Origin of the sequence: Streptomyces sulfonofaciens (genome assembly GCF_014656295.1) — a bacterium.
Lineage (GTDB): Bacteria > Actinomycetota > Actinomycetes > Streptomycetales > Streptomycetaceae > Streptomyces > Streptomyces sulfonofaciens.
Genome location: NZ_BNCD01000005.1, coordinates 124,320 through 146,718 on the forward strand (window position 1 = coordinate 124,320; position 22,399 = coordinate 146,718).

15 protein-coding genes, 1 tRNA gene and 3 pseudogenes are annotated in these 22,399 nt (G+C 72.0%); 13 read left to right on the plus strand and 6 right to left on the minus strand.

All coding sequences use genetic code 11. From position 1 onward, the window contains the following. Positions 1-286 precede the first annotated feature (286 nt). The gene (locus tag IE313_RS10765) at positions 287-568 is read left to right on the plus strand and encodes an HU family DNA-binding protein (protein ID WP_189930775.1); all 282 of its coding nucleotides are present in this window, start codon (positions 287-289) and stop codon (positions 566-568) included. Positions 569-716: 148 nt separating this feature from the next. Here IE313_RS10765 and murA read toward each other — a convergent pair whose 3' ends face one another. Further along, a complete protein-coding gene (gene murA, locus IE313_RS10770) occupies positions 717-2,066 on the minus strand; it encodes a UDP-N-acetylglucosamine 1-carboxyvinyltransferase (RefSeq protein ID WP_189930776.1) in 1,350 nt (449 codons plus the stop codon). A 254-nt stretch (positions 2,067-2,320) separates the two neighbouring features. Here murA and IE313_RS10775 point away from each other — a divergent pair, with 254 nt between their 5' ends. From IE313_RS10775 to IE313_RS35965, 10 genes and pseudogenes are all read left to right on the plus strand, one after another. Further along, the gene (locus IE313_RS10775) at positions 2,321-2,893 is read left to right on the plus strand and encodes a YqgE/AlgH family protein (protein WP_189930972.1); all 573 of its coding nucleotides are present in this window, start codon (positions 2,321-2,323) and stop codon (positions 2,891-2,893) included. A 29-nt stretch (positions 2,894-2,922) separates the two neighbouring features. Next, entirely contained in the window at positions 2,923-3,207 is a 285-nt protein-coding gene (locus IE313_RS10780; protein ID WP_189930777.1) for a DUF3039 domain-containing protein, read from the plus strand. Positions 3,208-3,436: 229 nt separating this feature from the next. Continuing rightward, a complete protein-coding gene (locus IE313_RS10785) occupies positions 3,437-4,741 on the plus strand; it encodes an extracellular solute-binding protein (protein ID WP_189930778.1) in 1,305 nt (434 codons plus the stop codon). A gap of 29 nt (positions 4,742-4,770) precedes the next feature. Continuing rightward, positions 4,771-5,775, plus strand: a pseudogene (locus tag IE313_RS10790) (carbohydrate ABC transporter permease); the annotation flags it as partial. Positions 5,776-5,912: 137 nt separating this feature from the next. Next, on the plus strand, positions 5,913-6,758 hold the full coding sequence (locus IE313_RS10795) for a carbohydrate ABC transporter permease (protein ID WP_189930974.1): 846 nt from the start codon (positions 5,913-5,915) through the stop codon (positions 6,756-6,758). Between the two features lie 62 nt (positions 6,759-6,820). Continuing rightward, entirely contained in the window at positions 6,821-8,542 is a 1,722-nt protein-coding gene (locus tag IE313_RS10800) for a beta-N-acetylhexosaminidase (RefSeq protein WP_189930780.1), read from the plus strand. 315 nt (positions 8,543-8,857) lie between these two features. Continuing rightward, positions 8,858-9,760, plus strand: coding sequence for an FAD binding domain-containing protein (locus tag IE313_RS10805; protein ID WP_189930781.1), 903 nt, complete (start codon positions 8,858-8,860; stop codon positions 9,758-9,760). 2,240 nt (positions 9,761-12,000) lie between these two features. Beyond that, positions 12,001-13,131: pseudogene (locus IE313_RS36600) on the plus strand ((2Fe-2S)-binding protein); the annotation flags it as partial. Continuing rightward, entirely contained in the window at positions 13,128-15,470 is a 2,343-nt protein-coding gene (locus tag IE313_RS10815) for a xanthine dehydrogenase family protein molybdopterin-binding subunit (protein WP_373316963.1), read from the plus strand. The pseudogene IE313_RS36600 and the gene IE313_RS10815, both read left to right, overlap by 4 nt. Continuing rightward, a complete protein-coding gene (locus IE313_RS35965; protein ID WP_268256694.1) occupies positions 15,467-15,595 on the plus strand; it encodes a hypothetical protein in 129 nt (42 codons plus the stop codon). Before IE313_RS10815 ends, IE313_RS35965 begins: the two co-directional genes overlap by 4 nt. Before the next feature lie 18 nt (positions 15,596-15,613). On the opposite strand, the pseudogene IE313_RS36605 reads toward IE313_RS35965, so the two are convergent. The 4 genes and pseudogenes from IE313_RS36605 to IE313_RS10835 form a co-directional block, all read right to left on the minus strand. Continuing rightward, positions 15,614-15,862 (minus strand): annotated as a pseudogene (locus tag IE313_RS36605) (IS5 family transposase); the annotation flags it as partial. A gap of 21 nt (positions 15,863-15,883) precedes the next feature. After that, a complete protein-coding gene (locus IE313_RS10825; RefSeq protein WP_189930782.1) occupies positions 15,884-16,138 on the minus strand; it encodes a hypothetical protein in 255 nt (84 codons plus the stop codon). A 358-nt stretch (positions 16,139-16,496) separates the two neighbouring features. After that, positions 16,497-18,845 (minus strand): hypothetical protein, encoded by a 2,349-nt coding sequence (locus tag IE313_RS10830; RefSeq protein WP_189930783.1) that lies wholly within the window; start codon positions 18,843-18,845, stop codon positions 16,497-16,499. Further along, positions 18,845-19,357 carry a hypothetical protein gene (locus IE313_RS10835; RefSeq protein ID WP_189930784.1) on the minus strand — a complete coding sequence of 171 codons (513 nt, stop codon included), beginning with the start codon at positions 19,355-19,357 and terminating at the stop codon, positions 18,845-18,847. The genes IE313_RS10830 and IE313_RS10835 overlap by 1 nt, the downstream gene beginning before the upstream one ends. A gap of 473 nt (positions 19,358-19,830) precedes the next feature. Between IE313_RS10835 and IE313_RS10840 the strand changes: the two genes are divergently transcribed. Together IE313_RS10840 and IE313_RS10845 are read left to right on the plus strand one after the other, a co-directional pair. Beyond that, positions 19,831-20,310 (plus strand): TIGR03618 family F420-dependent PPOX class oxidoreductase, encoded by a 480-nt coding sequence (locus tag IE313_RS10840; RefSeq protein ID WP_189930785.1) that lies wholly within the window; start codon positions 19,831-19,833, stop codon positions 20,308-20,310. Between the two features lie 275 nt (positions 20,311-20,585). After that, positions 20,586-21,830 (plus strand): ThuA domain-containing protein, encoded by a 1,245-nt coding sequence (locus tag IE313_RS10845; RefSeq protein ID WP_189930786.1) that lies wholly within the window; start codon positions 20,586-20,588, stop codon positions 21,828-21,830. A gap of 413 nt (positions 21,831-22,243) precedes the next feature. Here the strand turns inward: IE313_RS10845 and IE313_RS10850 are convergent. After that, positions 22,244-22,315 (minus strand) — tRNA-Cys (locus tag IE313_RS10850). Between the last annotated feature and the right edge of the window lie 84 nt (positions 22,316-22,399).

Consider the following 22,399-nt stretch of genomic DNA (forward strand, 5'->3'; position numbering starts at 1 on the left):
GTCCCCCTCCCGGCCCTGGGGGTACCTCCCAGGCCCCTCAAGGCGCTCGGGAAGGGCCTGGAGGCACCCAGGGGAAGTGGACAGAGCGTCACCATTTCAAGGCAGTGGCGCTTTTCGTGTGACTTCCAGGGGTGCCGGATTGGCGTTCCCGCCGCAGGTGGGGGCAGGATGCCTTTCTGGGCGCGAGGGTCTGGCTACGGACCCGGGTCCGGGGACCGACCGAGGACCCTGGCAGCATCGGCTTCGATCTCACGCCTCAACGCAAGCTGAACACGGGAGTACAAACATGAACCGCAGTGAGCTGGTGGCCGCGCTGGCCGACCGCGCCGAGGTGACCCGCAAGGACGCCGACGCCGTGCTGGCCGCGTTCGCCGAGACCGTCGGCGAGATCGTCTCCAAGGGGGACGAGAAGGTCACCATCCCCGGCTTTCTGACCTTCGAGCGCACCCACCGTGCCGCTCGCACCGCCCGCAACCCGCAGACGGGTGAGCCGATCGAGATCCCGGCCGGCTTCAGCGTCAAGGTTTCGGCCGGGTCCAAGCTCAAGGAAGCGGCCAAGGGCAAGTAAGCCCCTCGTTACGCCGATGGGGCGGTCACTCTCCGGGGGAGGTGACCGCCCCGTTCTGGTTCCCGGGGGCGCGCCGGGCCGGTCGCGCCCGCCGGGCGGGGCAGGCCCCGTTTGCCGTGGAAGAGCCCGGGGCCTTCCAGGGACGGCCTCAGACGCCGGCGGGCTTCCCCTGCGCCGGCAGCTCCGCCTTCGCACCCAGTTCACGCAGCTTGCCCATGAAGTTCTCGTAGCCGCGGTTGATGAGGTCGATGCCGTGGACGCGCGAGGTGCCCTGGGCGGCCAGCGCGGCGATCAGATAGGAGAAGCCGCCGCGCAGATCGGGGATGACGAGGTCGGCACCCTGCAGCCTGGTGGGACCGGAAACCACCGCGGAGTGCAGGAAGTTGCGCTGGCCGAACCGGCAGTCCGAGCCGCCCAGGCACTCGCGGTAGAGCTGGATGTGCGCGCCCATCTGGTTGAGCGCGGACGTGAAGCCCAGCCGGGACTCGTAGACCGTCTCGTGGATGATCGACAGGCCGGTGGCCTGCGTCAGCGCGACGACCAGCGGCTGCTGCCAGTCGGTCTGGAAGCCGGGGTGCACATCGGTCTCCAGCGCGATCGACTTCAGGGTGCCGCCCGGGTGCCAGAACCGGATCCCGCTGTCGTCGATCTCGAAGGCGCCGCCCACCTTCCGGTAGGTGTTCAGGAACGTCATCATCGACCGCTGCTGCGCGCCGTGCACATAGATGTCACCCTCGGTCGCCAGTGCCGCGGAGGCCCAGGATGCGGCCTCAAGGCGGTCCGGCAGGGCGCGGTGGGCGTAGCCGTCGAGCTTGTCCACGCCGGTGATCCGGATGGTGCGGTCGGTGTCCATCGCAATGATCGCGCCCATTTTCTGCAGGACGCAGATCAGGTCCTCGATCTCCGGCTCGACCGCCGCGTTGGAGAGTTCCGTCACACCCTCGGCGAGCACCCCGGTCAGCAGCACCTGCTCGGTCGCGCCGACCGACGGGTACGGCAGCCGGATCTTGGTGCCGCGCAGCCGCTGCGGTGCCTCCAGGTACTGCCCGTCCGCGCGCTTGTCGATCCGCGCGCCGAACTGCCGCAGCACGTCGAAGTGGAAGTCGATCGGCCGGCCGCCGATGTCGCAGCCGCCGAGGCCCGGGATGAAGGCGTGGCCGAGGCGGTGCAGCAGCGGGCCGCAGAAAAGGATCGGGATGCGGGACGAGCCGGCGTGCGCGTCGATGTCCGCGACGTTGGCGCTCTCCACGTGTGTCGGGTCGAGCAGCAGCTCGCCCGGTTCGTCACCCGGGCGCACCGTCACCCCGTGGAGCTGGAGCAGACCGCGCACCACCCGTACGTCACGGATGTCGGGGACGTTGCGCAGCCGGCTCGGGGCGCTGCCGAGCAGCGCGGCGACCATGGCCTTGGGCACGAGGTTCTTCGCGCCGCGGACACGGATCTCGCCCTCCAGCGGGGTGCCGCCGTGGACGAGCAGGACATCATCGGTGACGGTCATGAATCTCGCGTTCCGAAGAGAGGAAAGGGCCGAAGGCACAGACTAGACGCCGGGCACCCCGGTTCCGTAAGCCCGCAGGCGAGCCCCGTCGCCACGGGGGCGGGCCCCGGCCACGAACCGCGCCCGGCCGGCCACGGCAGGTCACCGCCGGCCCGCCCGGCGCGGGGCCCCGGCCGGCCGGGGCGTGAGCCGCATTCGGACGCGTACCTGCGTGGGGTGCCCGGAACGGGGAAAGATGCGGGATCATGGCTGGCATGACCGAGGTGTCCTCGCTCACAGGGCGGCTGCTCGTGGCCACCCCCGCCCTGGCGGACCCGAACTTCGACCGCGCGGTGGTGCTGCTCCTCGACCACGACGAGGAGGGCTCACTCGGCGTGGTCCTCAACCGTCCCACCCCGGTGGACGTCGGCGACATCCTGGAGGGCTGGGGCGACCTCGCGGGCGAACCCGGCGTCGTCTTCCAGGGGGGTCCCGTCTCGCTCGACTCCGCCCTCGGCGTCGCGGTGATCCCCGGTGGCGCCGCCGGTGAGGCCGTGCCACTCGGCTGGCGGCGCGTGCACGGCGCCATCGGCCTCGTCGACCTGGAGGCCCCGCCCGAACTGCTCGCCTCGGCGCTCGGCTCGCTGCGGATCTTCGCGGGTTACGCCGGATGGGGGCCCGGCCAACTGGAGGACGAGCTGGCGGAGGGGGCGTGGTACGTGGTCGAGTCGGAGCCCGGCGACGTGTCCTCACCGGCGCCGGAGCGGCTCTGGCGGGAGGTGCTGCGCCGCCAGCGCAGTGAGCTCGCCATGGTGGCGACCTATCCGGACGACCCGTCTCTCAACTGATGTGCGAACCCTTCAGTACCCTTGGCCCTATGAGCACTCTTGAGCCCGAGCGTGGGGCAGGTACGGGGACCCTCGTAGAGCCGACGCCTCAGACGTCGCACGGTGACGGCGACCACGAGCGCTTCGCCCACTACGTCCAGAAGGACAAGATCATGGCGAGCGCACTCGACGGCACCCCCGTCGTCGCGCTCTGCGGCAAGGTGTGGGTGCCGGGCCGTGATCCCAAGAAGTACCCGGTCTGCCCCATGTGCAAGGAGATCTACGAGTCCATGGGTGCGGGCGGCGACAAGGACAAGGACAAGGGCAAGAAGTAGTCCGCCTGCGGCGCGGTCTGCTGCTGCCCGGTGAAAGGCCCCGGTGCGCTTCGGCGTGCCCCGGGGCCTTTGTGCTGTCCCGGGACCGGTCACAGAGTGGTAGAGACCTCTGAGCGGACCTTGTCGACATGTGCATGTCCTTCTAGCCTCCAGGTGTTGTGCAGCACGAAACAGTCGTTGCGCACCTTGCAACGCGAAGCGAAGCACCGTCGACCCGGAGGTCCGCTCGATGAAGCTCCCCGCCCGCATGCCAGCCGTCGTCGCGGCTCTCGTCCTCGCGTCGCTCACCGCCACCGCCTGCGCGCCCGGCACCTCGGGCGGCGGCGCCGGCGCCGACGACAAGAGCGGCACCCTGCGCGTCTGGCTCTTCCAGGAGGTTGCGGGCGCGCCGAAGGAGCGGGTCGTCCAGCACGCCGTGGCGGCCTTCGAGAAGGCGCACAAGGGCACGGATGTGCACGTCGAGTACATCCCCGTGGAGACCCGCGCCGAGAAGATCAAGGCGGCCTTCAACGACCCCGCGAGCGCCCCGGACGTCATCGAGTACGGCAACACGGACACCGCCGGATACGTCCACGACGGTGGACTCGCCGACGTCACCGAGGAGTTCGCGGCCTGGGACGAGGCCAAGGACACCGACCCGACCGCCAGGGAGTCCGTCACGGTCGGCGGCAGGGTCTACGGGGCGCCGCTCTTCGTCGGCGTGCGTGCGCTGTACTACCGCACCGACGTCTTCCGGGAGCTGGGCCTGCGGCCCCCGGCGACCCAGCGGGAGCTGGTCGACGACGCCAGAGCCGTGCACAGGAGCCGCCCCGACCTGTACGGGCTCGCCGTCGGCGGCGCGTACACCTACGGGGCGATGCCGTTCATCTGGGCCGCGGGCGGCGAACTCGCCGAGAAGAAGGGGGGCTCGTACACCTCCGCCATCGACAGCGCCGCCGCGCAGAAGGGCATCCGCGCCTACACCTCGCTCTTCGGCGACACCAACTGCCCGGCCGACAAGTGTGCGGGGTGGGGTGGCAACGACACGGTGACAGCGTTCGCCTCCGGGAAGGCGGCGATGGTCATCGGTGGTGACTTCAACCACCAGGCCATCGAGGAAGGCAAGGTCAAGGGCAAGTACGCGGTCGTACCGCTGCCCGGCATCAAGAAGGGTGACATCGCTCCGGCGTTCGCGGGCGGGAACAATCTCGGGGTGCTCAAGAGCACGTCGCACCGCACCCTGGCCGTCGGCCTGATGGAGGCGCTGGCCTCGAAGAAGACCCAGGCCGCGCTCTTCGACGGTATGGGCTTCCTGCCGACGTTCACCGACGTGCGGGCCCGGGCCGCGAAGAAGGAGCCGTTCGTGGCGCCGTTCATCACCACCCTCGGCGCCGGGGCCAGGTTCGTGCCCGCCTCGGCCGCCTGGGGCCAGATCGACGCCTCGCTGGTGCTGCCGACGATGTTCCAGCAGATCGTCAGCGGCCGCAAGGACGTGGCGGCCGCGGCGGGCGAGGCCGCGCGGAAGATGGACGACGCCTTCGCGTCGGCCGGCTGACCGGCCGCGCGGAACGGCACGGTGACGCCATGACGCAGCCAGCCGACGCCCTCACCCCACCGCCCGCGGTCGCGCCCGGTGCGGCGCCAGGGCGCCCGGACGGCGCCCGGCGGCCCGGGCGCCGGGCCCCGGCCGCCGGGCGCGGTCCTTCCGCCCGTCGGGGCCCCGGCACCCGGCCCGGTGCGTGGACGCCCTGGCTCTACCTCGCCCCGGCACTGGTCGTGCTCGCCGGGCTGCTGGTCTACCCCGTCTACGAACTCGGCCTGATCTCGTTCCTGGACTATACGCAGGCCCAGGTCAGCGGCGGCCGGCCGACGTCCTTCCGGGGCCTTGGCAACTACGCCGACCTGTTCGGCGACGGCCAGTTCTGGCAGGTGCTGGTCGCCACCGTGCTGTTCGCCGCCGCCTGTGTGGTCTGCACCCTGCTGGTGGGCTGTGCCTTCGCGGTGCTGCTCACCCGGGTGCGGGCGGTGCCGCGGCTGGCGCTGATGCTGGCCGCGCTCGGGGCCTGGGCCACGCCCGCCGTCACGGGCTCCACGGTCTGGATGTTCCTCTTCGACCCCGACTTCGGCCCGGTCGACAAGGTGCTCGGACTCGGCGACCACTCCTGGACCTACGGCCGCTACAGCGCTTTCACCCTCGTCCTGCTCGAAGTCGTCTGGTGCTCCTTCCCGTTCGTGATGGTGACCGTCTACGCGGGCATCAGGGCGGTGCCCGGCGAGATCCTGGAGGCCGCCGCGCTGGACGGCGCGTCGCAGTGGCGGACGTGGCGCTCGGTGCTGGCACCCGTGCTGCGGCCCATTCTGGTGGTCGTCACCATCCAGTCGGTCATCTGGGACTTCAAGGTGTTCACCCAGATCTACGTGATGACCGGCGGCGGCGGAATAGCCGGACAGAACCTGGTACTCAACGTCTACGCCTACCAGAAGGCCTTCGCCTCGTCCCAGTACGGGCTGGGTTCCGCCATCGGCGTCGTGATGCTGCTGATCCTGCTCGCGGTCACGCTGATCTACCTGCGGCTGCTGCGCCGGCAGGAAGGCCGGGAGGAAACCCGGCAGGAAACCCGGCAGGGGAGCCGGCAGGAAATCCGGCAGGAAACCCGGCAGGGCATCAGGCAGAAGAGCCGACAGGACATCAGGCGGGGGGAGGAAAGGTGAGCGCTGTGAACGCGATGCACGGCGTACGGAGGATCCTCCGGCAGCCGTGGCGACTGGCCGCCGATGCCACGGCCCTGCTCGCCGCCGCGGTGGTGGCCTTCCCGCTCTACTGGATGGTGCTCTCCGCCCTCAAACCCGCCGGTGAGATCGAGTCCACACGACCGCGGCCCTGGACGTCGGCACCGTCGCTCGACTCCTTCCGGCGTGTCTTCGAGCAGCACGACTTCGGCCGGTACTTCCTCAATAGCTGTGTCGTCGCGGGCAGCGTGGTCGTGCTCTCCGCGCTGATCGCCTTTCTGGCGGCGACCGCGGTGACCCGCTTCCGGTTCCGCTTCCGCACCACGTTGCTGGTGATGTTCCTCATCGCCCAGATGGTGCCGGTGGAGGCCCTGACGATTCCGCTCTTCTTCCTGATGCGGGACTTCGGCCAGCTCAACACCCTGGGTTCGCTGATCCTGCCGCACCTCGCCTTCTCGCTGCCCTTCGCCATCTGGATGCTGCGGGGTTTCGTGAAGGCGGTCCCCGACGCGCTGGAGGAAGCCGCGTACATCGACGGGGCGAGCCGGGCCCGCTTTCTGTGGCGGATCCTCTTCCCGCTGGTGCTGCCCGGCCTCGTGGCCACCAGCGTGTTCTCCTTCATCTCCGCCTGGAACGACTTCCTGTTCGCCAAGTCCTTCATCATCAGCGACACCTCGCAGTCCACCCTCCCCATGGCGCTGCTGGTGTTCTTCAAGCCCGACGAGAACGACTGGGGCGGCATCATGGCCGCGTCGACCGTGATGACCCTCCCGGTCCTGGTCTTCTTCGTCCTCGTCCAGCGGCGGTTGGTCTCCGGGCTCGGCGGCGCGGTGAAGGACTGAAACACGCCACCGGCCCCGCCCCCGCCGCGGCCCCCGTCCGCCCCGACCACCAGGAGCACGCCATGGCGTTCGACGACGATCTGATCCCGGCTCCCCGGCAGGTCCGGCGGGTCCCCCCGGACCGGGGCGGCTTCCCGCTCGACGACCGGACCGCCCTGCGGGCGCTGCCCGGCACCGAGTCCACCGCGCACTGGCTGCGCGGCACGGTCGGCGCCGCCACCGGGCTGCCGCTGCCCGAGGGCACCGGCGAGGACGGCATCGTGCTGCGCCTCGACACGCACCTGGATCCCGAGGCGTACCGGGTCACCGTCGAGCGCCACGGGGTCCGCATCGACGGCGGCGGCCCCGCCGGGGTCTTCTGGGGCGCGCAGACCTTCCGCCAACTGCTCGGCCCCGCCGCCTTCCGGCGCGCGCCCGTCGAGCCCGGACGGGCCTGGTCGGTGCCCATGGTCGCCATCGAGGACGCGCCGCGGTTCGCCTGGCGCGGCCTGATGCTGGACGTGGCACGGCACTTCATGCCCAAGGACGGCGTCCTGCGCTACCTGGACCTGCTTGCCGCGCACAAGCTCAACGTGCTGCACCTCCACCTCACCGACGACCAGGGCTGGCGCATCGAGATCAAGCGCTATCCGAAACTGACCGAAACCGGCTCCTGGCGTGCCCGGACGAAATTCGGCCACCGCGCCTCGCCGTTGTGGGACGAGCGCCCGCACGGCGGCCACTACACCCAGGACGACATCCGCGAGATCGTCGCCTACGCCGCCCGGCTGCACATCAGCGTCGTCCCCGAGATAGACATCCCGGGCCACTCGCAGGCCGCCATCGCCGCCTACCCCTTCCTCGGCAACACCGACGTCGTCGACACCGCCGCGCTCACCGTCTGGGACACCTGGGGCGTCAACCCGAACGTGCTGGCCCCCACCGAGGACGTGCTGCGCTTCTACGAGGGCGTCTTCGAGGAGGTGCTCGACCTCTTCCCGGCCGACCCGGCGCAGGCCGCGAACGGGGCGCCCGGCGCGCCGTCCAACGCGCCCCGCGCATCCCGCACGCCGTTCTCCGGGTTCGTGCACATCGGCGGCGACGAGTGCGTCAAGGACCAGTGGCGGCGCTCGCCTGCCGCCCGGGCCCGGCTGCGGGAGCTGGGACTCGCCGACGAGGACGAGCTCCAGTCCTGGTTCATCCGGCACTTCGACCGCTGGCTGGCCGACCGCGGACGCCGCCTCATCGGCTGGGACGAGATCCTCGAAGGGGGCCTGGCGCCGGGCGCGGCGGTCTCCTCCTGGCGCGGCTACGCCGGCGGCATCACGGCCGCGCGGGCCGGCCACGACGTCGTCATGTGCCCGGAGCAGCAGGTCTACCTGGACCACCGGCAGGACGGCGGCCCCGACGAGCCCATGCCCATCGGGTACGTCCGCACGCTCCAGGACGTCTACCGCTTCGAACCGGTGCCGCCGCAGCTCACCGAGGAGGAGGCGCGGCACGTCCTGGGCGCCCAGGCGAACGTCTGGACCGAGGTCATGGAGAACCAGGCCCGGGTCGACTACCAGACCTTCCCGCGGCTCGCCGCCTTCGCCGAGGTGGCCTGGAGCCGGCTGCCGGCCCCCGAGGAACGCGACATGGCCGACTTCGAACGGCGCATGGGGGCGCACTACCGGCGCCTTGACGCGCTCGGCGTCGACTACCGCCCGCCCGCGGGACCCCTGCCCTGGCAGCGCCGACCCGCCCCCGAAGGGATGACGGGCGGCCTCGGACGCCCGATCGAGGGGTCGCCCCCAAACGTGTGAGTGCCGCCCGGGACACCGGCCGCCACCGCGCCGCCCTGGGACCGTGGCCCGGTGGAACCCGAGTGGAACCGAGTGGAACCCGGGTGGAACCCGGGGGAGGAGTCACACCACGGCTGCCCAAGAGCGGCAATGCGCCCTGATGATCGAGGATGTGAGCAAACGGTCCATCTCCCTGCTTACGGGAGGAACACCTCCTAGCGGACCCATGCGTCGGGGGCCCGGGAAGATGTGCCAGAGTTGCCACGTCCGGCCTGTCAGCACGTACCGTACGGCGCACAGGTGGATCAGGCGGGACAGCGGGAAGGGGCAGCCGGTTTGACCACGCACGCACCGCAGGTGGCGCAGACAGCACCGACGGTGAGTCTGCCTGTCACACTGGACGAGGCCGTGGCAGCGCTAGCCGCCATGCCCGCCGCCGTGCCCGTGGCGGGCGGCACGGACCTGATGGCCGCCGTGAACGCCGGGCTGCTGCGGCCGGCCGCGCTCGTCGGCCTCGGCCGCATCAGCGAGATCCGCGGCTGGCAGTACCTGGACGGGCACGCGCTGCTCGGCGCCGGCCTCACCCACGCCCGCATCGGCCGCCCCGACTTCGCGGCCCTCATCCCCGCGCTGGCCGCCGCCGCGCGGGCCGCGGGGCCGCCCCAGATCCGCAACGCGGGCACCCTCGGCGGCAACATCGCCACCTCCGCCCCGACCGGTGACACCCTGCCGGTGCTCGCCGCGCTCGAAGCCACCCTGATCATCGCGGGACCCGACGGCGCCCGCCGCGAGATGCCCGTCTCGCATCTGCTCGCCGGCATGGACATGCTGCGCGGCGGCGAACTCATCGGCTACGTGCGGGTCCCGCTGCTGCACGCCCCGCAGGTCTTCCTCAAGGCGACCGGGCGCACCGGGCCGGGACGGGCCCTCGTCTCCGTGGCGCTGGTGCTGGACCCGGCACGCCGCGGTGTGCGCTGCGCGGTGGGCGCCGTCGCACCGATGCCGCTGCGGCCGCTGGAGGCCGAGCAGTGGATCGCCTCGCTCATCGACTGGGACGGCGGCCGCACCGTCGTGCCCGAGGCGCTGGCCGCGTTCGGCGAGTACGTCGCCGCGGCCTGCATCCCGGATCCGGCCCCCGCCGAGGACGGCTCGCCCCAGCAACTGCCGCCCGGCGTCCTGCACCTGCGGCGCACCGTCGCCGCGCTGGCCCGACGAGCACTGGGGAGGGCGCTGTCGTGACCGACGAACAGCACAACGGCGATACTTCGGGCACGCACGGCTGGCAGCCGATCCCGCAGGGCGAGTACGACTCCGACGCCACGGCCTTCGTCCAGCTCCCGGACGGCATGGCGGACTACGACGCCGCCTCGGGCACCCCGCTCGCCGCGCCGGGCCACGGCTACGTGCCGCCGCAGATAACGGTCGCCCCCGGCGCCGCCGAGGCCGACCCGGCGGGCACCGGCGTGTGGGGCGTCGCAGGTGCGCAGGGCGCGGTGCCCCCCGAGGCCGGGCAGGGCGGCGTGCCGGGCGCGGCGGGGCAGCAGGCGCCGGTGCACTGGCCGGATCCCAACGCGCTGGCCGCCTACCACACCCCCAGGTACCCCGAGGAACACGGCCAGGAGCAGGTGTTCCAGGACCCCTACGGCTACGACGCGGGGGCACCGGGGCACGGCGCGGACGGGCCGGCACCGGTCGGCACCGGCGGGCCCTGGCACTTCACCGGCGCACCGGAGGGCACCGGCGAGCCGGCCGCCGAGGGCGCCCCGCAAGGCGGCACAGGGGAGAACCCCTCGGACGTGACGGGGCAGTGGTCCATCCCCCTTGCGCAGGGCGATCTGCCGGACGAGTCCGGGGAGTTCACCACCTCGTCCCTGGCGGCGCAGTGGGGCGGCATGCCCCCTGCGACCCTGCCCGGCGGCGCGACCGCGCCGTGGGCTACCGACGCGGAGGCCGGCCGGCCGTGGCCTGCTCCGTCGGCGGCCGAGCGGATGCGCCAGGGCGTCCGCGCCCAGCAGGCCGCCGCCCGGTCCCCGCAGGCGGAACCCGACGCCCAGGAGTACCAGCCGGAGTTGCAGGAGCAGGCCCGCCGGCGGCTGGCCCACGAGCAGGAGGCCCGCCAGGAGCAGGCGCACGGGCAGCAGGTGCCCGAGCCGGGGGCGTACAGCCCGCCGGGGCCGCCGCTCGAACCGGACGCCCCCTTCGGCTCCGTCCCGCCCGGGCCCGGCGCCCCGGCACCGCAGGAGGAGCACGGGCCGCAGCACCCCCAGGGCCTGTGGCAGCTCCAGCAGCAGCACCTCGACGAACAGCACCTCCACGAGCAGCAGCACCAGCAGCAGCTCCACGAGCAGCACCTCGACGAACAGCACATCCACGAGCAGCAGCACCAGAACCGGCGGCCCCTCAAGGAGCCGCGGCCCGAGGAGCGGCCGCAGGGCACGGCCCCGGCACACGACCCGTTCACCGCGCAGCCGCACGCCCCGTACGGCACGCAGCCCGCCTACGAGCAGGGCGGGCAGCCGGGCTTCGGAACCGGCGGGCAGCCGGGCTACGACCCCGGCGGGCAACTGGGCTACGGGAGCGGCGAGCCGGAGCGGCCGCCGGCCGCCGACGCGGCCGCGGGCCTGGTGGACGCCCCGGACCCGGCCGCGCCCGCCGGTCCCACGGCCGCCCAGGACCAGGACCTGACGGCACCCATGGCGCCCCAGGGCCTGGCGGCACCCATGGCGCCGATGGACCCGATGGGCCCCGTCGGCCAGCCGCAGGGCATGGACCGCGCGCTCCAGGACGGGCCCGCGTCGCATCCGCACGGCACCGGTTTCACGCCGCTCCCCAAGGGCCCGTCAGACGGCCCGTCGGGCCCCGGCGGGAGCCCCGAGGACTACGCCCGCCCCGCCGAGGACTTGGCCCGCCCTGCCGAGGACTACGCCCGCCCCGCGGCCGAGGGCGGCGCAGGTGTCCGGCCCGGCGGACCGATGGACACCACGGGCGCCGCGGACGGCCTCCTCGACCCGGCGGCCGGGGTCCCGCACGCACCGGGCGGGCCAGGCGCGGCGGCTGACACGGCGGCACCGGAGGGCACGGGAGCGGGCTCGGTACCGGGCACGCCCCAGGACCCCTATCCGGGAGGCCGGGCGGTGCCCGGGCAGCAGGAGGCCGCCGGGCACGTCCAGGACGTCCAGGACGTCCAGGACGTCCAGGACGTCCAGGACGCCGACGAGGACGCCATCTTCGTCGGACCCGAGCCGCAGGCGCCCCCGCTCCCCGACGCGCCCGCGCATCCCGACGCGCCCGCGCTCCCCGGCGCACCCGCGCACCCCGAGGGATCCGCACATCCCGAGACCGCACCCGTCCATCCCGGGGAACCCGTCCCCGGCGGCTTCGAGAGCGGTCCCCGACCGCCGCAGCCGTCCCGTGCCCCCCGCCCCAGGAGGCCGCTCGGGGACAGCCGCTTCCAGGAGCCCCTGCCGGAAGGGGCCGCGGGGGAGCACGCGCGGCAAGCGCCCCCCCAGGAACCCGCTCAGGAACAGCCCTCCCAGGAACCCGCCCGGGAACAGCCCTCCCAGGAACCCGCTCAGGAACTGCCCCCCCAGGAGCAGGAGCCCGCCGGCCCCTCGGAAGCCGCCGCACCCGGCTCCGCCGTCCCGGAAGCCGCCTCCCGCGAGGACGGTTCCGAACCCGCCGGAGAAGAGGCGCAGCCCGCGGCGGCCCCCCAGGACGACGGGTCCGGCACCGGCACCGCGGACGCCCCCGCCCCGGACGACACCCCGTCCGCCGGTGGCCCGTCCGCCTCCGGGGCACCCGGCGAGGCCCCCGCCCCGGAGTCCCTCGCGGACCCCGGACGGCCCGCCCAGGCCCTTGGCCAGGAGCCCGGCCAGGACCTCGTTCAGGACCCCGGCCAGGACCTCGGGCCCGTGCACGACGAGCACCCGCTCAGCTCCTACGTACTGCGGGTCAACGGCACCGACCGGCCGGTCACCGGCGCCTGGATCGGCGAGTCGCTGCTGTACGTACTGCGCGAGCGGCTCGGTCTCGCGGGCGCCAAGGACGGCTGCTCGCAGGGCGAGTGCGGTGCCTGCAACGTCCAGGTGGACGGCCGTCTCGTGGCCTCCTGCCTGGTGCCCGCGGTCACCACCGCGAGCAGCGAGGTGCGCACCGTCGAGGGCCTCGCCGAAGGCGGGCGCCCCTCCGACGTGCAGCGGGCGCTCGCCGAGTGCGGCGCCGTGCAGTGCGGCTTCTGCGTGCCCGGCATGGCGATGACCGTGCACGACCTGCTGGAGGGCAACCCCGACCCGAGCGAACTGGAGGCCCGCCAGGCACTCAGCGGCAACCTGTGCCGCTGCTCCGGTTACCGCGGTGTCCTGGACGCCGTCCGCCAGGTCGTCGGCGAGCGCAGGGCCACCCCCGAGGACGAGCAGCCCGAAGGCCCCCCGGACGAGAACGCGCCGGGACCCCTCATCCCGCACCAGGCCGGCCCCGGGGCGGGCGGCGTCCACCCCGCCCCGCACACCGGTCGCACCCCCGGCCACGAGGCCCCGTACGACGACGCCCGCGGCTACGAGCACGGCCCCTACGAAGACGACGGACACGAAGACGACGGAGGCCCGGCGTGAGCAACGAAGGCGCCGCCACCGCGACCACCGCGACGACCACCCCGCCGCCCGGACGGTCCGAGTCCCCGCCGGACTCCGCAGGGCGCCTGTCCGGGCCGCACGGCCTCGGCGCCTCGCTGCGGTCCGAGGACGCCCGCGCCAAGACCGAGGGCACCTTCCCGTACGCGGCGGACCTGTGGGCCGAGGGACTGCTCTGGGCGGCCGTGCTGCGCTCGCCGCACCCGCACGCCCGGATCGTGTCCATCGACACCGCCCAGGCGCGCGCGATGCCCGGGGTGCGGGCCGTCATCACCCACGAGGACGTGCCCGGCACCACCACCTACGGCAGGGGCACCGCGGACCGCCCCGTGTTCGCCGCCGAGGTGGTGCGCCACCACGGCGAGCCGATCGCCGCCGTCGCCGCCGACCACCCGGACACCGCGCGCATGGCCGCCGCCGCCGTCATCGTCGACTACGAGGTGCTCGACCCGATCACCGACCCCGAGCAGGCGTTCGAGGCCGAACCGCTGCACCCCGACGGCAACCTGATCCGGCACATCCCGCTGCGCCACGGCGACGCGGACGCCGTCGGCGAGACCGTGGTGGAGGGCCTGTACCGCATCGGCCGCCAGGATCCCGCCCCGATCGGCGCCGAGGCCGGCCTCGCCGTGCCGCGCCCCGACGGCGGCGTGGAACTGTACGTGGCCTCCACCGACCCGCACGCCGACCGGGACCGCGCCGCCGCCTGCTACGCCCTGGGGGCCGAACACGTCAAGGTCGTCGTCACCGGTGTGCCCGGCGCCACCGCGGACCGCGAGGACCCCGGGTTCCAACTGCCGCTCGGCCTGCTCGCACTGAAGACCGGCTGCCCGGTGAAGCTCACCGCGACCCGCGAGGAGTCCTTCCTGGGCCACGCCCACCGCCACCCGACGCTGCTGCGCTACCGCCACCACGCCGACGCGGAGGGCCGTCTCGTGAAGGTGGAGGCGCAGATCCTGCTGGATGCCGGCGCCTACGCGGACACCTCCTCGGACGCGCTCGCCGCCGCCGTCTCCTTCGCCTGCGGCCCCTACGTCGTGCCCAACGCGTTCATCGAGGGCTGGGCCGTCCGCACCAACAACCCGCCCTCTGGACACGTACGCGGCGAGGGCGCCATGCAGGTGTGCGCCGCGTACGAGGCGCAGATGGACAAGCTGGCCAGGAAGCTGGGGGTCGACCCGGCCGAGCTGCGCATGCGCAATGTGATGGCCACCGGCGACCTGTTGCCCACCGGCCAGACGGTGACCTGCCCCGCGCCGGTCGCGGAGCTGCTCACCGCCGTGCGCGAGGCCCCGCTGCCGCCGCTGCCCAAGGACTCGCCCGAGGACGAGTGGCTGCTGCCCGGCGGCCCGGAGGGCGCGGGTGAGCCCGGTGCGGTGCGCCGCGGGGTGGGCTACGGCCTCGGCATGGTGCACATGCTGGGCGCGGAGGGTGCCGACGAGGTCTCGACGGCCACCGTGAAGGTGCAGGACGGCGTCGCGACGGTCATCTGCGCCGCCGTCGAGACGGGCCAGGGCTTCGCCACCCTCGCCCGGCAGATCGTGCAGGAGACCCTGGGGCTCGAAGAGGTGCACGTCGCCCCCGTCGACACCGACCAGCCGCCGGCGGGGCCCGGCTGCCGCGGCCGGCACACCTGGGTGTCGGGCGGTGCGGTGGAACGCGCGGCGAAGATGGTCCGCACCCAGCTCCTCCAGCCGCTGGCGCACAAGTTCGGGATGTCCACCGAGCTGTTGCAGATCGCCGACGGCAAGATCACGTCCTACGACGGTGTGCTCTCGACGACCGTCGAGGAGGCCATGGACGGCAAGGAGCTGTGGGCCACCGCACAGTGCCGTCCGCACCCGACCGAGCCGCTGGACGAGGCCGGCCAGGGCGACGCCTTCGTGGGCCTCGCGTTCTGCGCGATCCGCGCGGTCGTCGACGTGGACGTGGAGATCGGCTCCGTACGGGTCGTGGAGCTGGCCGTCGCCCAGGACGTCGGCCGCGTCCTCAACCCCGGGCGACTCGCGGCCCGTATCGAGGCGGGCGTCACCCAGGGGGTGGGCGCGGCCCTCACCGAGAACCTCCGCACCCCGCGCGGCCTGGTCCGCCACCCCGACCTGACCGGCTACGCCCTGCCCACCGCGCTCGACGCGCCGGCGATCCGGATCGTCAAACTCGTCGAGGAACGCGATGTGGTGGCACCGTTCGGGGCGAAGGCGGCCAGTGCGGTACCGGTGGTGACGTCCCCGGCGGCGGTCGCCTCGGCGGTACGCGCGGCGACGGGCCGCCCCGTCAACCGCCTGCCGATCCGGCCCCAGGCGGCGGTGGTCACGGGGTGAGGCCGCTCTTGGGGCCGGTCCTGCGGGCGGGGGCTCCCGGGACCGTCGACGTGGTCTTCTACCGGCTGCACCCGCACTGGATGACCGTCTTCGCCCCCGACGTTGCGAAGCTCACCGCCGAGTGACCGCAGGCTCACGAGTCGCAGCCACTCATTGACCGACGCGACGAGGACGGTCGCCTCGTATCGGACGGCGAGCTTGTCGTATCTCGTGGGTGCGGCGCAGTTCCTCTTGAGGCGATTGATTCCGCACTCAACTGAATGCCGAGCCTTCTGGTCCTCCGCGTCGAACTTCGGCGGTCGTCCGCAGCGAGAGCCGAGTTTCTTGCGGTTGCGCGCCTGGTCGGACTTGTCCGGGATGGTCTAGCGGACGCCACGTCCCCGCAGGTAAGCGCACGCTCGTGATCAGTACACCTAGTCGCTGCCCGCCCGGCACTCGGCGGAGCGCTCGACCGCCCTGGTGTAGGCGGAGATCAGCTTCTTCATGGCGGGGGCGTCCTCCTGGACGGATGCGTACACCTGCACTGCGGCGTACAACTCGTGTCGAGGACGAGCGGTGTTGACGCAGGAACCAGTCTGCTGCACGGCGCCGGTTCCTGTGTAGAGGAGGTTGCTGCCGTCTTTCAGTTCGGCCTTTTTCACCTGCGGAAAGGCTCGGGCCACTGACACGACGTCGTCCCGTTCCTCCCTCCACTCCTGACTTGTCACCAGCGCAAGCTTTCCGTCGACCGCGACATGGCAGTGCACAATGCTCGGGACGGGAGTCGCCTCGTAAGTCTCGATCTTCTTCCCCGGCGGAAGGAACGCCGAGACCAGCGCCGGATCCACCGGGACGCCGCACAGGGCCTTCGGTACTTTGTATTCTTTCCGCTCCGCAGGTCCTGAGCATCCCAGGAGTGTGCCCAACGTCGCGAGCACGCAGACTGTCGCGAATCGGCGGGAGATCAAGGAGAAGCGCCTCTCTTCTGGTCCGGGCAACTGGTCTTTGCAATGCCGGTGGGTGGCTCCGGACTCCGTCCTGTCACCGTCAGATATCCGTCAAGAGCTCCGGCCCTACTCGCTCCATGTAATCTCCGGCATCCAGGTATGAGCTGTAGGACTCATCCTCTGCCCAGGTGGCGATGTCTCCCGAGTGCGGGAGCCGGTGAGCTCTGGCTGCTTCCGATGCGGCCCTTCGCGTGTACTTCATGTTGGCTTCTTGGCCCGCCTCCCAGTTCGCACCCATGGTGGCGCCGGCGTCGTCCTTGGCGCTGCCTTCTGCATCCTGGAACAGCTCCTCAAGGACCATGCTGGTAACCGTTCCCGCGGCACCGCCGACGCCCGCCCCGACTGCCGGGGTGGCAATGAACGACGTACCCACACCGATACCGGTGCCAATGCCTCCCGAGAGAGCGTTCTTCCATTGGGACACCGCGTGGTCGTAGTGGTCGTCCTTTTCCGCGGCAGGGCCCGCGATGGCTTGGTTGCGTCCCATGGCCAGGGTTCCGGAGACCTCGCCCGAGTGCCGAGCGATCGACCGGACGGTGAGTTCCAGATCGTGGTTGGGGCGCTGGTTCTCCGGCAGGCCGGGGTCCAAGTGGTGGTACATCAACTTGCTCATGTAGCTCTGCTGGCCCACCTCGACGGCCGCGTACCCCTCTGGGTTCTGGCCGATGGCGAAGAGGAAACGCGCAACGTCGCGGTGGTTCATCTGAGCGAAGGAACCCGCGATGGGGTACTGCTTCCGGGTTCGGTCCCACGCCTCCTGCTCGTCCACGCTGCTGTGGGCCGAGGGCTCGTCCACGTCCGCAAGGGCGCGATTGATGTCGGGAAGGTACTCGGAGGCGATCTGCCCCATGCTGTCCGACATGAAGCCGTTCTTCGTCAGGCGCTCGCCGTCGTCGGAGACGGAGGACACGATGCTCTCGAAGAGCTTGGTCCGACCCTCGTCGTGGGCCGGGGTGTCCATCGTGGGCAGCTCACCTGCCGGGTGCCCGGTGGTAGCGGCTTCCAGGGCCAATGCCATGTTGTTCTGCCCGGTGTGCAGGGCCTCGCCGTGGGAGTTCACCTCCTGGGGCCAGTCACGTTCCTCGAAGAGGTACTGGAAGTTGGAGAGTGATACCTTCCCCTTCCTGCCGTTGCCATCCGTGTCACGCTCGAAGGGATTGGCCTGGTCGTCCTTCGAGACGTACTGCTGGTTGAAGAAGTCCGTGGCCGCATCCGGGCTGTTGGAAAGACCCTTCAGATAACCCGTCAACGGATCAGCCCCGCTGTCCCCGCCGATGTGGTTGAGGAACTGATGGGGGCCGCCGGCGGCGCCGAACTGCCAGGTGAGGTTGGGGTGTGCACCGTTGTCCGTGAGCTTGCGCTCGGTGGCCATGAGCCGTGTGCCGTAGTCCTTCATGAACCGGTCGTCGTAATCGCCGACACGCATGAGGTTGCTCATCACCTGGAAACCCGTGGGCCCGCTGCCGTGGTTGCCGATGCGGGTCTCGCCGAGGCCGATCATGTCGTGTTTCCATCCGGCCATCGCCGCCGAATCGCTCTGTGAGGCGCTGGCGAGAGTGAGGCTCAGATTGCGCTGGAGTTCGTCGAACCGGTCGAGGCGTTCTCGCGACAGGTGGTGGCACCGGCCCGGATCGGTGATGCCCGTCCAGAATGCGAGGGTCCCGCGCGGTCCGAGGTCCGTGGCGAACCGCTCGGCGAACACTCCGTCGTGCCCGTACCTGCCGAGCCCGGCGCTCAGCCGGTCGAACTCCTCGACCGTGAGATCACCGGGATCCCTCCTCGCGAGCCGGGCCAGCTCGTCGGCCTCCTTGAGTGCCCTTGCCCCCGCGTCGCGGTCGCGGTAGGCGGTGTCCGAGAAGCCGAGGTGGCTCTGGTCGACCAGGGCCTGAAGCACCTCCTTGGCCGACTCGTCGCTGTGCGTCGCGGCACCGAGGATCCTCTGGACCTCGTCACGCAGGGAGGTGACGTCGGCCTCGTCGTGATCGGGAACCGTCGTCCCGGCCGGGGCCCGGTCGGGGTGCACGTTCATGGTGACGGTGAATCCGCCGTCGCCCGCGGGGACGACCGCCAGGTTCTTCCTGCGGCCCCGCTCGATCGCCTCCGTCAGTTGCTTCTGGTGGGCCCGCAACTCCGCGCAGGTGTCCCGCAGCACGTTGCGGATCGACGTCGCCTGCGTGTGCGCGTCCGAGAACTCGCCGGCCGTCTTGAGGATGAACTCCTTCGAGACGGTGGCGTTGTACCCGCCCCAGTCGGCCTTTTCCGCCGCGCCTTTGAGGCCCCTGTCCGCGGACTTCCTCAGGCCGTCGAGGTCGTGGACCATCGTCGTCCAGTCCTCGACGGCAGCGTCGAGGAGGGTGAAGTCGGCGAAGCGGAGCGCATCGAGGTCCATCAGCCGTCCCTGCCGTCCTTCCTGCCCGGTTCTCCGTACACGGGGTTTCGCCCGCCGTGTGCGCCGGCACGCTCGTCGAAGCCCGCGTCCAGCGCGTCGATGCTGCTCATCCGCCGTCCGACGAGGTGGTCGTCGGTCGCGTGGATCTTCTTGGTGACGGTCATGTGCTGGGAGATGTGCCCGCACGCGTCCCTGAGGGAGCCGAGCTGCTCGTCCCAGCGGGTCGCCACGTGCTTGAGTCCGCTGCCCAGGGCGAAGCCCTCCCCGGCGAGGTTCCCCGCGGCCTTCTCACTGCTGGGGACCGCTGTGCGGCCCTTCTTCCACAGGTCGTCGTACAGCGTGAAGGCGTGCTCGCCGATCTTGGCGAGATCGTCCTGGCCCACCTTGAGGTCGCCGTACCGGCCGGGGCCCGCGGAGTGGCCGCCGCCGGTGTCCACGTGGTCGAGCTGCGTGTGCGTCGACCGGCGCTCGGCGGCCTGCGACCTGAGCTGTTCCCATTCTTCCCACGCCATGCTGCGCACCCCTCCCCGTGTTCCCCGGGCGCCCGACGAGGACCGTCCCCGGGAGGGAAGCGTGCACGGTGCCAACCGGTCAGCGCGCCGCGGCGTTCGGCTCCCGACTCCACTGCCGGGGAGTCCTCTTGGCTCGTCCGCGGCGATTCTTTCCCACCGGTTCCGCCGCACGCCACTCACCCGGTGGGCGGCGAGGCCGATTGTCACTCGTGGCGCCGGCCACGGCTGACGGCCTCCGCCCGTCCCCGCCGGGCCATGGCGGGCAGGCGGCGGGACCTCGTGTGCTCCACGTTGTCTCAAAGGGGCTGAACGGTGTCCCGTCCCGTCCGTCCGTCGCGTGCCGCTCGGTCGGGCCGGACACGCCCGGGCCGGCCCCTGGTGCCCGCGGATCCGAGGTGTTCCCGCGTGGGGCGGCGACATCGTCCCCCGGACGCGGCACGATGGCCGGTGGGACACGTGTGAGGAGGGCTCGGATGGAGCGGCGAGTGGACGACGGTGTGGCGGCGGTGGTCCGGAGGCTGGTGGCGGCCTGCGGGGGACTTGCCGTCGTGAGCACGATCCGGGCCTCGGGCGTGCCCCATTCCACCGTGGTGAACGCCGGGCCGACCGTGCACCCCGTCACCGGGGAGCCCGCGATCGGGCTGGTGGCCGTTGGCGGTGCGGTCAAGGTGCGGCACCTTCGGCGGGATCCGCGCGCCGTCGTGGTCTTCCGCGACGGGCCCCGGTGGCTGTCCGTCGAGGGCGACGCGTCGCTCGTCGGTCCCGACGACCCCCACCCCGGTGTGCCCGCCGAGGACGTTCCCGGCCTGCTCCGCGAGATCTACCGCGCCGCCGGCGGGGGCGAGCACCCCGACTGGGACGAGTTCGACGCGGTCATGGCCACCGAGCGGCGCACTGCCGTCTACATCGGGATCGGCCGGACGTACGGCGTGTACCCGCGCGCCGGCGCCTGAGCCCGGTCCAACGCCCGGAAACGACGCGGCCGCGGGGCCCGTGCCGCCCGCGCCGGAACAGCGGCCACGACTGATCGGCGGGGAGCGCGGCGGACTCCGCGGGTCCGGCCGGCTGGGGAAGCGGTCGCCGCCGGGCGGAACGGTCGGCGTCATCTGCCCCGCTGGAGGGCCTACTTGGTTTAGACCAACACATTGACATGTACATCATCTAGACCTTTGAATGCCGCGTGCAGGCGTACGTCCCCCAACGGTCGCGCACACGGAAGGCCCCCCGCATGATCAGATCGCGCACCGAAGTCCCCTTGCGCTGGACACTGCTGAGACTCCTGGCACTGGTCGCCGTGGTGCTCGGCGTCCAGGCCGGACCCGCGCACAGCGCCCAGGCCGCCACCTCCTTCAAGGTGCTCGCCTTCTACGACGGCACCTACGACGCCGCGCACATCAGCTTCGACCACGAGGCCAACGCGTGGTTCCCGCAGGCCGGCGCGCAGAACGGGTTCACGTACACCTCGACCACGGACTGGAGCAAGCTCAACACCGCGAACCTGGCCAACTACCAGGTGGTGATGTTCCTGGACAACTACCCGCACACCGCGTCGCAGCAGTCCGCCTTCCAGACGTACATGGCGAACGGCGGCGGCTTCGTCGGCTTCCACGTCTCGGCGTACAACGACGACACGAGTGACTGGCCCTGGTACCACAACACGTTCCTGGGCACCGGCACGTTCCGCAGCAACACCTGGGGGCCGACCTCGGAGACGCTGAGGGTCGAGGACACCGGCCACCCGGCGACCGCGGGCCTGCCGGCCACCTTCGGGTCCTCGGTCAGCGAGTGGTATAGCTGGCAGAACGACCTGCGGCAGAACCCGGACATCGACATCCTGGCGTCGATGGACCCGTCCACCTTCCCGATCGGCACCGATCCCAACCAGACGTGGTACAGCGGCTACTACCCGATCATATGGTCCAACCGCAACTACAAGATGGTCTACAACAACTTCGGCCACAATGCCATGGACTACGCGACCAACACCACGCTGTCGTCGACGTTCGCGAGCGCCCAGCAGAACCAGCTCCTCCTCCAGGAGATGAAGTGGGCGGCCGGGCAGCCCGGCTCGGTGCCCCCGTCCGGGACGGCCACCGGTCCCATCCACGGATACGGCGGCAAGTGCGTGGACGTCGCCGGCGCCAACGCCGCCAACGGCACGGCGGTGCAGCTCTACGACTGCAACGGCAGCAATGCGCAGAACTGGACCGTGGGCGGCGCCGGTACGCTCAGCGCGCTCGGCAAGTGCATGGACGTGAGCGCGGCGGGCACCGCCAACGGCACACTGGTGCAGCTCTACGACTGCAACGGGACCGGCTCGCAGGTCTGGCAGCCGGGCGCGAACGGCTCCCTGGTCAACCCGCAGTCGGGCAAGTGCCTCGACGCCACCGGGCCCAGTTCCGCCAACGGCACCCGGCTGCAACTGTGGTCGTGCACCGGGGCGGACAACCAGAGGTGGACCCTGCCCTCCTGAGGCCGCCGCACCACCCACCACGCAGTGAGCCGGCCGCGGCCGAGGACGCCGGCGCCGACGGCTGCGCCCGGTCGCGCCGGCTCCTCGGCGACGCCGCAGCCGTCTGTCGGCACCGCACCGCCCGCAAGGGCGTCACATCCTCGAAGCGGGCTCTCGAAGCGGGCCCTTGAAGCGGCCGGGCCCCGCGACCCCGGGGCCGCCATCGCTGCGGCGGCGGAAGAACGGTGTCCTCGCCGTCCGGAAGCCGGCGGCCCACGGGGTCCGTCCTGATGCCCGGTACCCGGTCGCCGACCCGGTGGCGGGTGTGCGCCTCGCGCGCCCGCCCGGCCGGTTCTTGTGCGCCTACCGGCCGACAGGCGCAACGGCGCCGTCCATGCGGTGCCGTCCCCGTGACGGCCCGTGCCGGGCGCCAGAGGCCGTGGCGGGAATCGAACCCGCGTAACTCGCTTTGCAGACGAGTCCCTGAGCCACTCGGGCACACGGCCGTGTCCTTCGGCGTGTCAGACGCTACGGCCGCCCCGTCGGCCCCTCAAGTCCCCGGCGCGGCCTGCAATGCGACTGCCATACGG